The sequence below is a fragment of the Eisenbergiella tayi genome (assembly GCF_001881565.1).
Classification (GTDB): Bacteria; Bacillota; Clostridia; order Lachnospirales; family Lachnospiraceae; genus Eisenbergiella; species Eisenbergiella tayi.
In genome coordinates this window covers 540,531-553,612 of sequence record NZ_MPDJ01000002.1, presented here as the reverse complement: position 1 = coordinate 553,612, position 13,082 = coordinate 540,531, and the positions used below count along the sequence as shown (strand labels likewise).

Annotated in this window: 18 protein-coding genes and 1 CRISPR repeat array; all 18 genes read left to right on the top strand. The window is 37.9% G+C overall.

Annotated elements, in window-relative coordinates:
* The first annotated feature begins 281 nt into the window (after positions 1-281).
* The 18 genes from BLA28_RS10940 (at position 282) to BLA28_RS10855 (ending at position 13,055) form a co-directional block, all read left to right on the top strand.
* Entirely contained in the window at positions 282-626 is a 345-nt protein-coding gene (locus BLA28_RS10940) for a transporter (protein WP_071699141.1), read from the top strand.
* A 45-nt stretch (positions 627-671) separates the two neighbouring features.
* Complete coding sequence (locus tag BLA28_RS10935; RefSeq protein ID WP_081365610.1) at positions 672-1,280, top strand: sugar O-acetyltransferase; 609 nt, start codon at positions 672-674, stop codon at positions 1,278-1,280.
* A 75-nt stretch (positions 1,281-1,355) separates the two neighbouring features.
* The gene (locus tag BLA28_RS10930) at positions 1,356-1,937 is read left to right on the top strand and encodes a flavodoxin family protein (protein WP_071699139.1); all 582 of its coding nucleotides are present in this window, start codon (positions 1,356-1,358) and stop codon (positions 1,935-1,937) included.
* Positions 1,938-2,029: 92 nt separating this feature from the next.
* On the top strand, positions 2,030-2,602 hold the full coding sequence (locus BLA28_RS10925) for a hypothetical protein (protein ID WP_044966727.1): 573 nt from the start codon (positions 2,030-2,032) through the stop codon (positions 2,600-2,602).
* A 109-nt stretch (positions 2,603-2,711) separates the two neighbouring features.
* The gene (locus BLA28_RS10920; protein ID WP_242955440.1) at positions 2,712-3,299 is read left to right on the top strand and encodes a GNAT family N-acetyltransferase; all 588 of its coding nucleotides are present in this window, start codon (positions 2,712-2,714) and stop codon (positions 3,297-3,299) included.
* 39 nt (positions 3,300-3,338) lie between these two features.
* Positions 3,339-3,725, top strand: coding sequence for a VOC family protein (locus BLA28_RS10915; RefSeq protein WP_071699203.1), 387 nt, complete (start codon positions 3,339-3,341; stop codon positions 3,723-3,725).
* A 27-nt stretch (positions 3,726-3,752) separates the two neighbouring features.
* On the top strand, positions 3,753-4,244 hold the full coding sequence (locus BLA28_RS10910; RefSeq protein ID WP_071699138.1) for a hypothetical protein: 492 nt from the start codon (positions 3,753-3,755) through the stop codon (positions 4,242-4,244).
* Between the two features lie 47 nt (positions 4,245-4,291).
* Positions 4,292-4,663 (top strand): hypothetical protein, encoded by a 372-nt coding sequence (locus BLA28_RS10905; RefSeq protein ID WP_071699137.1) that lies wholly within the window; start codon positions 4,292-4,294, stop codon positions 4,661-4,663.
* An 81-nt stretch (positions 4,664-4,744) separates the two neighbouring features.
* Positions 4,745-5,473, top strand: a complete 729-nt coding sequence (locus BLA28_RS10900; protein ID WP_242955438.1) for a phosphorylase family protein — start codon at positions 4,745-4,747, stop codon at positions 5,471-5,473.
* A 109-nt stretch (positions 5,474-5,582) separates the two neighbouring features.
* A complete protein-coding gene (locus tag BLA28_RS10895) occupies positions 5,583-6,449 on the top strand; it encodes an alpha/beta fold hydrolase (RefSeq protein WP_071699136.1) in 867 nt (288 codons plus the stop codon).
* A 78-nt stretch (positions 6,450-6,527) separates the two neighbouring features.
* Positions 6,528-6,968, top strand: coding sequence for a GNAT family N-acetyltransferase (locus BLA28_RS10890; protein WP_081365609.1), 441 nt, complete (start codon positions 6,528-6,530; stop codon positions 6,966-6,968).
* Positions 6,969-7,646: 678 nt separating this feature from the next.
* Positions 7,647-8,409: a CRISPR direct-repeat array (repeat unit 32 nt; unit sequence GTCGAAGCCCTTACGGCTTCGTGGATTGAAAT).
* A 500-nt stretch (positions 8,410-8,909) separates the two neighbouring features.
* Positions 8,910-9,149, top strand: a complete 240-nt coding sequence (locus tag BLA28_RS10885) for a DUF3791 domain-containing protein (RefSeq protein ID WP_044966736.1) — start codon at positions 8,910-8,912, stop codon at positions 9,147-9,149.
* Positions 9,146-9,619, top strand: coding sequence for a DUF3990 domain-containing protein (locus BLA28_RS10880; RefSeq protein ID WP_071699134.1), 474 nt, complete (start codon positions 9,146-9,148; stop codon positions 9,617-9,619). The genes BLA28_RS10885 and BLA28_RS10880 overlap by 4 nt, the downstream gene beginning before the upstream one ends.
* Entirely contained in the window at positions 9,616-9,837 is a 222-nt protein-coding gene (locus tag BLA28_RS10875; protein ID WP_009253671.1) for a DUF3791 domain-containing protein, read from the top strand. The genes BLA28_RS10880 and BLA28_RS10875 overlap by 4 nt, the downstream gene beginning before the upstream one ends.
* A 112-nt stretch (positions 9,838-9,949) precedes the next feature.
* The gene (locus BLA28_RS10870; protein ID WP_044966739.1) at positions 9,950-10,498 is read left to right on the top strand and encodes an SMI1/KNR4 family protein; all 549 of its coding nucleotides are present in this window, start codon (positions 9,950-9,952) and stop codon (positions 10,496-10,498) included.
* Positions 10,499-10,586: 88 nt separating this feature from the next.
* Positions 10,587-11,108: a hypothetical protein gene (locus BLA28_RS10865; RefSeq protein WP_071699133.1), complete on the top strand. Its 522-nt coding sequence runs from the start codon at positions 10,587-10,589 to the stop codon at positions 11,106-11,108.
* A 171-nt stretch (positions 11,109-11,279) separates the two neighbouring features.
* On the top strand, positions 11,280-12,050 hold the full coding sequence (locus BLA28_RS10860) for a CPBP family intramembrane glutamic endopeptidase (protein WP_207650791.1): 771 nt from the start codon (positions 11,280-11,282) through the stop codon (positions 12,048-12,050).
* A gap of 174 nt (positions 12,051-12,224) precedes the next feature.
* Positions 12,225-13,055 (top strand): AraC family transcriptional regulator, encoded by an 831-nt coding sequence (locus tag BLA28_RS10855; RefSeq protein WP_069154037.1) that lies wholly within the window; start codon positions 12,225-12,227, stop codon positions 13,053-13,055.
* Positions 13,056-13,082: the final 27 nt, after the last annotated feature.

Sequence of the window (13,082 nt, the reverse complement as noted above, 5' to 3'; positions counted from 1 at the left end):
TTCAGGCAGTTTCTGTTAATATGCTCAGAGCCACAGTCCCCCATGGAGTATGAGTGAACAGGCAAGCGGCAAGAAGGGGAATGGATATGTAATATACTTATAAAGACGAATGTTTTATCAGCGACAAAAGTGATCTGCATGGAATCACTGTGGTTCTTGTGTTTGCCTGCATCGACGTGATCCTATATCAGTAGTTTTAAAATAATGGTTTTGTTCATTTCTATATGCTATACTATTAAAAAAACAGAGCGAAAAAATATAATTTGAAAAGGAGAATAGGTATGTATGGCTTACGTTCTATTTTTATTGCCATATCAATAGGGATAATAATTGGTGTCATATTCGGTGGTCTGAAATCTATATTTCGCAGGAAAGCGCCATCTCAAAAGCAGATAAAGTTTGTACGGAAATTAGTAAATAAATTTGCGGCCGTATTAAAATACAGTACTATCAGCCTGCTTGTGATAGGATTATTTTGGTGCATTTACTTTCTTCTTTTAGGAATAATAGTTCCTGCGCAAACAGAATATGCAGCAAATATGTCAGAACTAATAGTTTCCGTTTTAACCGTAATATCTATTATATTTGCCTTTGTTGAGTTTGTAAGACGAAAAGATGAAAAGTAAATTCCGGTTCATAAGCCCGGATAAATTAAAATGGAGGAAGAAAAGATGAAGAAAGATGCTGTTACACTGTCAATGGCTGAACGAAGGGCAGAAGGCTTATTATGGGTTGATACTGGTGAAAATATGAATCAACAGATATATGCCCGGGGGCTTTGTCAGGATTTTAACCGGACGAGAGCGGACGAAACAGAAAAAAGAGAAAGAATTTTAAAGGATTTGTTTGCTTTTTTGGGGGAAAATGTGTGGATTGAGCCTCCGCTTACACTTGCGATGGGTAAAACGGTTTCGATTGGGAACGGGACTTATATTAACTCCAATCTTACTTTAGTTGATGATTACGAGATTGTCATAGGAGAAAGAGTCCTTATTGCGCCTAATGTTACAATGAGCACCACAAATCATCCAATGCACTATAAGGCACGCAGCCGCGGGGAAATGTACTGCAAAAAGGTGGTAATTGAGGATGATGTATGGATTGGAAGCAATGTTGTTATCTGTGCCGGTGTGACTGTCGGTAAAGGCTCAGTAATTGGCGCCGGAAGTGTTGTAACAAGAGACATTCCCTCAATGTGCTTTGCCGCAGGCAGCCCCTGCAAAGTAATTCGGGAAATTACCGATGATGATTTGAAAGAATTTGAGCCGATTCCTGAATAAATAAAAAGGGATGATTTTGAAAAATGAATGAATCCCTGTTTGACGGCAGATAAAAAGGAACACTAGGAGGCTGTAATGAAAAACATATTGGTGGTACAAGGCGGCGGCCGCATTAACGGCAATACCAGCCAGTTAGCGGATTCGTTTATTCAGGGCGCTAAGGAGGCCGGCCATACAGTTGAAAAGATATCTTTAAATAAAAATGAGGTGAAAGGCTGCATTGGGTGCAACGCTTGCCGTTATGGGAAACCCTGTGTGCAAAAGGATAATTTCAATGAGCTGGTTCCTAAGATTAAGGCAGCAGATTTGATTGTTTTTGCATCGCCGTTATTATTTTGGACGTTATCCTCCAAAATCAAGGCATTCATCGAGAGATTTTATTGTATTGCTGAGGAAGATCCGAGTCCGCCGTTTGGGCGATATGAAAGGTATCCGGTAAAAGATGCCGCTTTGCTTATGACATCAGCAGATGATTTTTTCTGGACATATGAACAGGCAGTATCATATTACAAATTTACAATAATCAATTATATTGGTTTCCGTGATAAAGGGATGCTGCTTGCCGGAGGCTGCGGAGATACGAATGGGAAACCGCAGATCGCCAAAACAGACCACCTTAGAGAAGCCTATGATTTCGGGAAAAATATTTACAGATAATGTAAATAAGTGGCTGTTCCCTTGTATTATGGCGGCGAAGATGAATTGGATAAAATAGAGCACGCAGAGCATTTGTAAGGGAGATAAGCAAAATGTATAAAGGTATTGTTCAGCTGGTAATCGGTTTAATGATGATTGTAACACTCCTTGTTGGGTATCTGCCAATACCGGAGTATTTGGTAGAACTCACTTGTGTATCCAATATGCTCGGCGGAGTACTTTTGACGATAGACGGAATCTTAAGTATATGCAGGAAAAAGAATTTATCTTCCAATTTGTATCGGGCAGTCTGCGTGTGCATTTTAACCGTGTTTTTTATATGTCTTGGAAGCCTGACCGGATTCTTTCATTTTAATTTTAAGGGAGCATTTTTCTTTTTGCATGTCATTAATCCCATTGCTTTCGTTGGGTGCTATCTGCTGTTTTGCAATGATGCTGAGAGGCGTATCGTATCAGCGGCTAATTTTATAACGCCGGTACTTATGCTTGTTTATCTGCTGTTTGATTATATTCGCTGCCAGTTTACGGGTAAATTTGTGTATGGATTTGCAGAGCCTGATGTATTGACATTTCCTTATGCAGTTCTTATAGGGATTGCAGTATATATTATAATGATGCTGTTTTCTTTTTGTCTTTTAAAAGTTAATAAAGTAATACATAGATGATGGAAATTGGTGTTTGATAACTTTAATATCCGGTGATGTTTAAGCAATAAAGGCGGGATGTTTCGACCTGTCAGAGCGGTGGAGTTTTGCCGGGAGATCAGCTGGATATATGAATAATTTGAGGAAAGAAAATACAATGACAGTGAAATTTTCAGAAAACAGGAATAAGCTTATAGAAACGGAACGCCTTATCATTAGAGAAATGGTGCAGTCCGATTTTGATGCTTTGTGCAAAATATTATGTGATGAGGAAGTCATGCGCACCGCTTATGGAAGTGCATTCAACTTAGAAGAAGCACAGAATTGGCTTAACAGACATTTTAAAAGATATGCAGAGTACGGTTTTGGACTTTGGGCAGTTGTCTTAAAAGAAACACATGAAATGATTGGTCAATGTGGGCTGACATTACAAGGCTGGAGAGATAAAGAAATATTGGAAATAGGATATTTGTTTCAAAAAGCGTATTGGCACAAAGGCTATGCAGCAGAAGCGGCAATTGCCTGTAAAGAATACGCTTTCAAAGTTCTTAATGCTAATACCGTTTATTCTATTGTCAGGGATACAAATACAGCTTCTCAAAAGGTTGCTGTTCGAAACGGTATGAAGATTATTGATAAGGATACTAAGAATTTCAGGTATATAGATATGGATTTTTTCCTGTATTCTGCAGAGCGGACAAATGAGACTCAGATATAGTGAAAGACAATGACAACACTTAATTGGATGGGGGAGAGGATGATAACAGGATTTTATTGTACAAATGTTTTTTCGGAACACGCGAAAGAGCTTATAGATTTTTATAGAGAGGTATTAGAAATACCCGTTATTAAGACAGATGCAGACGATTCAAACGGGGTTTATTTTGGCTTTATAGAAAATGCCCCCACTCTTTGTATATGGGATTGTAAAGTATTTGATGCGCAGCCGACGGGATATCAATCCTTTGTTTTTCAAACAGATAATCTCGAATTAACGATGGAATCTCTGAAGAAAAAAGGGGTGGCTCTGTCTGAAGCCGTTAGATATGATTGGGGAACTTATGAAGTTCGATTAAACGATTTGGATGGAAACGAGATAGTAATAATGGAAATTGTACAAGATTTCAATGATATTAAGAATTGAAAAGAAGTCATACGGAAAGGTGTTAATTTGAAAAAAATAGTAGTTATCCTTTTGTCAGCTCTGGCCTGCTGCACTATGTTTATAGGCTGCAGTAACTCATCAGCTAATCAGGAGCATCACTTATCTGTCTATTCTTTCAGCGGAGAAGATGAACAGTTCGCAATCTCGAATGGAGTCATTGTTTTGAATTCCACGGAGGAAACATTTTATGGCGGCGATTTGAAAGAAAAGCAGGATAAATTATCAGATATTGCTGCGTATACCAAAACCTTCTATGTCATGTCCGGCAATGAAAAAAAGATTTTGATGTCTTTTGTTGTAGAGGATATGACAGGTGGAACTGTAAATATTTCCGGTGATACAGGAAAGATATCCGGGGATATTATGACAAAGATAGGAACCGATGAATTGCAGAATAATCTTTTCTTTGAGTTAAAAACTACTGATTTGAATGGCGAGGAAAATGAGTATCAGCTGCAGTTAACCGTGACGGAAGTTACAGAAAAGGCAGATAATTAGCTTACAGTTTATCGGAAAGAAAAATTAGAAGCTGAAAGGGTATTGAGATGAAAAAGAAAACTATAATAATATGGATTATCGTTATAGCAGCTGCAGTAATAGGTATTTACCTGCTAACCCGTCCAACTGTTTTAGGTAATATGAAGAACAGCTATACAGAACAAATTACTACAGCTTCTGATATTTCATTTTCAGGAGAAGCAGGAGAAAGAATAAAGTTTTCATTTAGATCCAATATTGTAAATGGAGAATTAAATATGGTCTTGTATGATTCGGCTGGAAATGCAGTATATACGCTGGATGAGGCAAAGGCACTGGAAACTTTTTATACCCTGGATAGTTCGGGGAAATACACTTTAGTGGCAGAGTGTAAGGATTTTATCGGAGAATACAAAATTAAGGTTTACAAGGCAGATTGAGTTGTCTTTGGGACATCTGTTGAATCACAAAATTTGAAGTTGGATTGTGCTGGAAATCGGCCTTTATAGGAGAAATGAGATATGATGGATAAAGTTTTAACAGATCCACGTAAGCTTTTAGCAATTGATTTGAAAAATAAAGGCATTAATATTGATGAAATATGCGTACCTAACAGAGTATACCTTTTGGCTGATGATATATTTGATTATATGGTTAGCCTTGATTGTGGAGAGTATAGGTTTCCAATTGGAGGAATGCTATGGGTGTTAAAGGATAATCCAATGGTTGGATTTATAAAATCAATGATGTGTTCACCTGCTATTGCGACTCAAGCAGAGGACTTGATTGCTTATGGAGTAAAAGAGTTGATTCATGTAGGGTATGCGGGCGGATTACAAAAAAATATGAATCCCGGAGATATTGTAATAACAGAAGGGGCATATAATGATACTGCTGTGGCTCGATTATATGGATTTGATTATAATTTTATCGAATCTTCTTCTGAACTTTCGGCTGAGTTAGTAAAAACAATGAAAGTGCATCAGATAATGGTGTCTTGTGGAAAAACGTGGACTACTGATGCTGGATATCATGAAACCGTAGGACAGGTGCTATCATATAGAAATAAAGCAGCGTTATGTGTAGAAATGGAAGGTGTAGGGCTATTTACAATAGCAAAGTATCGTGAATGTGCCGCATCAGCGATTTATATTATATCGGATGTATTTGGAGATGAAGAATGGCTTTTAGGATGCAGTGGGGAGGCAATTCCTAATGCCGTTAGGGCTGTCTTAGGGGTTATCGCTTAAAGTAAAAAGAACAAAAAGAAGTAGACAAATCATGGTTTGTCAAGAATATAGCTGAACGGGAAATGGGAAGTTATTGATACTTTAAGAATTATGGAAATGGAGGAAATACATGGAGTGGAATCATATTCAAATTCCTAACGGTGATACCAACCTGTTTTGTAATTGCTATGTTACCGGAAAATCAGCGATGAATATTATTGTAACACATACTCCTATCTGTACGACATTGGATGTACAGTCCGCATATGCTCCGTTGACGAAGTATGGGGTCAATATATTCGCGTTTGACTTTTCAGGAACGGGAAAAAGCGGCGGAGACGAAAAGAAGTTTTCCGTTCATTCAATTGTGAATGATTTAGATAAGCTCGTTGATTATATAGAAGAACATTATTCTTCGAACATCCATTTATTTGGGGATACGGGTATCGGCGGTATGTTCGCACAATGTTACATCTGTTCCACTGACAGAATAAAAAGTTTCGCCCAATTTGCCTGCGTGGATTATAAAAATACTGCTGGTATGGGATACCCATATTTTGCTGTGAAAATGATGAGTTGGCTCTTTAGCCGACTGCCTAATTTTCATCTAACCATAAAGCCGCCCAAATATAGTGGATATAACTGTGAGCAGGACAATGGATTTTATGAGATGCTGATAAAACGAAATCCGTACATATTTAAGAGCAGTACGAAAGTAATGAATGCTGTCTTTGAATGCCTTATTTCTCCTGATAGTCCCATTCAAAATAGCATCACTATTCCAACACTGGTATTTAAGACGCTGCATGATCGGTATTTTTCCAAAGAGTATTTTGACAGTTATTTTTCATCTTTAAACTGTAAAAAAAAGTTGATAGAAATAAACGATGTACACAATAGCTATTATTTACGCTGTGATGAATTTTGCGAAGCCGCATATAACTGGTTCTCTGAAAACCAAGAAATTACGGTTTCAAAGCACAGTCTGTCGGACTGAAAACAGGAATTTCTAGAGGAAAATAAAGTGAGTAATATGGTTTGTTTTAGGAAATTCACCGAATTTCCAAGAGGAACTATGTATGATATTTTACGCGATGCGTATTCTTATGATCCGAGAAATAAGATAATATGGGATGAGAACTGGCAGGAGTCAGATAATTTTTTCTATGACAATCCAGATATAGCAGATAAATACGGATTAGTAACTTGTATAGAAGATTTTCCCATTGGTTTTGTTACATGGGATCCTCGACACAGGCCAGAATATGTTGAGATAGGTCATAATGGGATTAGAGAAAAGTTTAAAGGAAAAGGCTATGGACACATGCAGTTAACAGAGGCTGTTCGGAGAATTAAAGAATACGATGGTCTTCAAAGAATAATAGTGTGTACGAATAGCAATTTAGTTGCTCCTAAGAACTATGAAAGCGTTGGATTTAAATTATATAACAGAAAAGAGAATAATACAGAAAGTGCATATACAGGAGCTTATTTGTATTATAGTATGAATCTTTAGTTTGCTGTAAGAAATAATTTCAATTTGTTGAGCCGTTACTGTTTTCGGGGTAATATGGCTCCAAATGCTGTGGGAAATGCGTAAATTGCTTGGACTGGTTTGAAAAAGTGAATGTGACGGAGATAGGCGGGGGCATGAAATTCATTCCAATTACACTATTTTATGCGGAATGTGGGGGAATTTCACTCATAAGTAAAACATTGATTTGAAAAAAGAATATTGCGAAAGATTTGAATCAATATGAAATTTTTCTTAGATATAGATACTGCATGGAATATTATAAAAGTCTTAGTTGAAGTATAGGAAACTATGTACAATTTACGAATTAATGAAGAAAGTTGCTTATCACTTTGAATTTTTTATGCTATACTTTAATTTATAGAAAAGATTGTTATTGTATAAGTATAACAAAATTCAAAGTAATATGTTAATTTGATGTTGGTATGAATAGAGTTTTCAAGGGTTAAGGGCACTGAATCAATTGGGAAAAAGGGAGCGATTTATGTTGGTGCGAATAGGAAGCGTACATGAAAGTCCTGGGAGATTCGCACCAGAAAAAGAGATGTTATAGTGGTGAACAGATTGAAAATGATTTAAATAAAGATTATATGAGATAGAAAATAAAATAATTATATAAATTAAGTTTGTGTAATGAGATTATTTTTAGTTATATTTGCTGTCGAAGCCCTTACGGCTTCGTGGATTGAAATTGCCTTCTTGCGGTCAAACTCTGCACGGTACTTGGTCGAAGCCCTTACGGCTTCGTGGATTGAAATGGAAGTATCCCGCAAAGATTATGATGCTGAACTTGTCGAAGCCCTTACGGCTTCGTGGATTGAAATACAGTGTATTGATATAAATAATGCTACCTGTAAATTGTCGAAGCCCTTACGGCTTCGTGGATTGAAATAATATACAGACCGCAGTAAATTCCTTTCGGGTATGTCGAAGCCCTTACGGCTTCGTGGATTGAAATGGATAAACAGGCATAGGCAAGAAAGGACGTATGGGTCGAAGCCCTTACGGCTTCGTGGATTGAAATAATTGTACTAACCGAAGGAAATTTAGCCATTGTAAGTCGAAGCCCTTACGGCTTCGTGGATTGAAATATTCCCGGTCTGCGGAGTCTTTCCTGCCAGCAGCGTCGAAGCCCTTACGGCTTCGTGGATTGAAATGTTCAACAGAGTTTTAATCTCTTCATGCATTTCAGTCGAAGCCCTTACGGCTTCGTGGATTGAAATCCAATCGATTTGCATTCTTCAGGAGAGTTATATGTCGAAGCCCTCGCGGCTTCGTGGATTGAAATATCCAGGCTGGCGGCGGTGTTCCCCTCGGTTAAAAGGTCGAAGCCCATGTGGCTTCGTGGATTGAAATCAACATGGACTTGGGCGGCAATGTAGATTTTCTAGGTCGAAGCTTTAGCGACTTTGTGGATTGAAATAAGTTCGCCCCTGGAGAAATCCAGGGATTTTTTTGTATAAGCCCTGCGGTATTGTGAGTGAAAAACAAAATTCAAAATATTGTGAAAAAGTCATTGTTTTGTGGAAGAATGATTATCAAAGGATAATGAGCTATATTATAAAAGAATATTTTAAGAATGTAAAAGAGTGAAAGTTCAAAATTAACAAAACTATCAGAGAATCAATAATAGAAGAATTATTGATTCTCTGATATATTGAAACAAATGAATGTATTTATATTTGTTTAATGCAGATGAAACAATAAAATATCATAAGAGTAAGCCAACTGAATGATAGAAAGGATTTGAAACACAGGTTAAATATTATGAAATGGGAGATTGTCTGTGTTTTGCCCTTTTTTGTAGTGGTTGAAACATATGCTAATTCGTAATATCAAAAGGACAGAATTAGTAATCAGGCTGCTTACAAGGGACTAAGTGATGGAGATTGTAAAAGCATATGAGTTATGGAGGTGCAGTAAATGTACTTAAAAGGAATTATAAAAGATGCTAAAGAGTTAGAATTCGTTATATTTTGCATCGAAAGTATCGCTTCTGAACTTGGTGCAGACGCTGAACAAGTCTACAAGGCTTTGACAGAAAAGAGTGATATTCTTAAAGGGTATATAGTGCCTGAATATGAAATACTGCATACGCAAAGCAAAGAATATATCGTAAATGATATTATAGAATTGATGAAAGAAAAGGGGGTGGAAGTTTGATTATTTATCATGGTTCTTATATGGAGATTGTCCGCCCGGATTTAAAACACTCCAGGCCTAATGTGGACTTTGGACTTGGTTTTTATACAACTCCGATTTATGATCAGGCTGTAAAATGGTGTGGAAAGTTCATACGCCGCGGTAAAAATGGCATTGTGTCACGTTATGAATTTAATGAGACAGCATATGATGATCTAAAAGTATTAAAATTTAATTCTTATTCCGAAGAATGGTTGGATTTTATCTTGACCTGCCGCAGCGGGAAAGATGTATCTGATTATGATATTGTGATGGGCGGCGTGGCGAATGATAAGGTGTTTAATACGGTTGAACTATATTTTGATGGACTGATTGATAAATCGGAAGCTATTAACCGCCTCCGTTATGAAAAACCTAATATGCAGATTTGCCTTCGTACAGAAAATGCCATAGAGAATTACCTGCATTTTGAAGGGAGTGAACAGATATGACTGCGAATCCTATTTTGCTTCAGAAAAAATATGCCCGTGTGATAGAATGTTTTGCCTCGAATATGAGTATTTCCTTAGATGATGCTTTAGCTTTCTTTTATCACTCAGAGGTCTATCGGCTTATCAGTGAGGGTGTTTCCGATATGCATTGTATGAGTGATGAATATTTGGCGGAGGAATTAAAAGTGGAATATAATACAAATAAATTAAATGAATAAATTTAAGTATATATTTTCTTAAAATAGAATATCAAAACAAACAAATAAGAAGACATCCTATCCCCAATATATAGTCTAATTAAAATTGCAATTTATCAAGGGAGGTACAGCCATGGCATTAAAAGAAGTTTATGATTATTTTCACAGCTACGACAAACAGACCTATCAAGTCGTAGCCTGCATGGGAAATGAGCCGTCTGAAAAAGATGTGAAAGATTTTGAAAGCCAATATAAAATAAAGCTTCCCGCAGAATTCAGGGAATTTACCATGTCTCCGTTAGGCGGTCTTTACATGGAGGTTCGGGAAGAAATATGGCCGCGGGCTAAACAGTATGACATAGGACCCTTCTGGTCCTTCTGCCGTGGAATCATTGTTTATGGAATCGCAGATGAAATACCGGATTTTCTGGACATACGTAAAAAAACGAAAGAGTTACATGATGACGGCTTTACAGACTATATACCATTTTTATCCATAGTCGGAAATGGCGATGAGATATTTTGTTTTGACAAAGATAATAACATTGTCCTTCTTGATTATTATACAACAGGTGAAGCAGTACCTGTTGAGGGAACATTTTCAGATTGTTTAATGAAGCAGATTGAAGAACTGGAAGAACGGAAAAACATGAAAATTCGGGGAGAAGATAAAAGTAATTAATTCCAGCTTATCAGGAAACGGAATGAAGTGAAAATCAGAACGGATGTGCATTTGATGAAAAGTCACATTGACTGTAAGAGGTGAACAAATGTTAGCTCATGAAGATTCAAGAATCCAGGACCGCAAACTGATTCTTTGGGCACGATTCCATCCGGAATTTTCTCGTAACGTATTGATTCCTGAAATAGAAGCAAACTGTATACAATATCATGTGGATCCTCAATTGGTGGATAATTTCCGCAAATGCCGGAATGCTGAAAATTGTCTGTATTTCCTCCATGGGTACGCTTATGCAGATATTCCTGCCGGACAGGAATACGACCTGATGATGCGTATCAATAAAGGGAAAATCGAAGAAGATTCTATAATGAGGTGTAAGGCAGCAGTATTATGTTTCTTCTCAGAATTCAGACCCCAGCCAATCGCATATGCATGGCATGGATATCATGCAAGCTGTCTGATACAGTTCCGCGATGGTATTCCGGATATGATTCAGGAACTATATGAAATCAATCAGAAGAAACCTATCGAGATTAGGCAGGAAATATGTTTATGCTCTGATGATACGCTTAAGGCAATAATTAATAGCTCTTCAACTGCCAATCAGTAAAAGAGAAAAGGAGAGCGTTCCCTGGACATCTTTGATTTTAAGGATAATTTGATATTTCGGGAGTTTGAGTTTTTGTTGGACTGATTTTAATATAATAGAAGGATGGCACTTCGGGTATCAGGAGTAAGGCAGCTTTGTATTTTACCGCATTCATTTAAAGGAGACGATACTTTGAAAAAATCCCTGACTACAGCACTCGTCCTGACAGTTATAATGGCTTTTATGGAGCTGACAGGGTTACCGGCAGCATTATTGCCCGATATAAACATAGCGGATATAAATCCCATATACTTTACATTAATGACAAATTTCCTGTTTGCATTTTTTCTCTGCTGGCTTTGGAGAAATTTTGTTAATTCATCCTGGCACTTTGGGCTTGAACTTAACGGGATTTGTGGCGGATTAAAGAAGTATGGACTGCCAGCTGCCGCAGCCACAGCAGCAGTAACGGTAACGCTCATTACAGAACTCTGGCCGTTGAATAATACTCCTTCTGCTCTGCGTGTAATTATAGAAGGGATTGTTTATTACATAGGGGTTGGCATAATAGAAGAGCTCTATTTAAGGGGCCTGTTACAGAATATCATTGAAAAGTTATTAAAATCAAATAGAAATGCGGCACTGTATGCTGTTCTGTGTACATCTGTATTATTTGGCGCAGGCCATGCTTTTGGTGCAATGCATCTTCCTGTCAGAATAATTATGTGTAAAATATTGTGGGCGGCGGCATTAGGTGTTTATTTCGGGGCGGTATATTGTAAAACCAGAAACCTGTGGGTACCAATTATTCTTCACACCTTTATAGATTTCTGCGGCATTCCCTTTTGCTTTACTTTGGAAAGCGAATATCCGCCGCTCGCATTTATTGCCAGTCTTATCGTATATCTTATGCTGGGGATATATGGTATTGTGATCTTGAAAAAAAATAGGGAAATAAAATAAATATTTCCGCTTCGGACGGACTGTATTACGGTCAGCAGCGGCTGAATATCTGCATATCCGGAAATTAACATCCCCTCTTAAAAACAGCAGAATTATATGCTATAATGGTAAAAACATACTTTTATCGGGGACAGCTTCTTATACTATGGGAGGATGGTACCAGGGGGCACAGAGATGGAAAAGGAATTAAAGTTTTATGAGAAAAAGATCCTGAATGACAAGGAGTTTCCCATTCAGCTGCATATCAACCGGGTTCATGAAAAGAGATGGTATTTTTCACCTCACTGGCATGAGCACATCGAGCTGCATTATGTGGTTTCAGGCAGGACAAAATTCCTTTTGGATCAGCAGGAAATTCCGGGGGAAAAAGGAGATCTGGTAATAGCCAACAGCAATGTGATCCATGCCGGCTACTGTTACGGAAGTCCGGTGGAGGTTCTTGTAATGATCTTTGAAATGGAAGCATTGTCGGAGGAACTGGCGGACAAGAATATCCTTTTTCAGCCCTGGATCAAGAAAGATGCGGAAATTGGGCGGATCATGCACCGGATCTATGAAGAAAATGAGAAAAAGGACATCGGCTATAAGCTGGCCTGCAAAGGCGGCCTGCTGCAGATAATAACCTATCTGTCGCGCAATTATGTACAGGAAATGCTTTCGAACAGCGACAGCTTAAAGCGCAGAAAGAAGCTGGAGCGGCTCAATACGGTAAATCAGTATATTGAGCAGCATTATACGGAAGCCATCAGCAACAGGGAGCTGGCGGATCTGCTCCATCTGAGTGAAGACAGATTCAACCATTTATTTAAGGAAAGCATGGGGATGCCCCCGCTTCAGTATATTAATGAAATACGTCTGAAAAAGGCCATGCATCTGTTAAAAAAGGGGGATTTTTATACCGCAGCGGAGGTAGCCGACGCGGTGGGATTTTCAGACTATAACAACTTCGGAAGGATGTTCCGGAGGTTCTATGGATGCACGCCTTTAGAAGTAATTAAAAATTAAAATCAGCAGAATCATATGTGCTTTCAG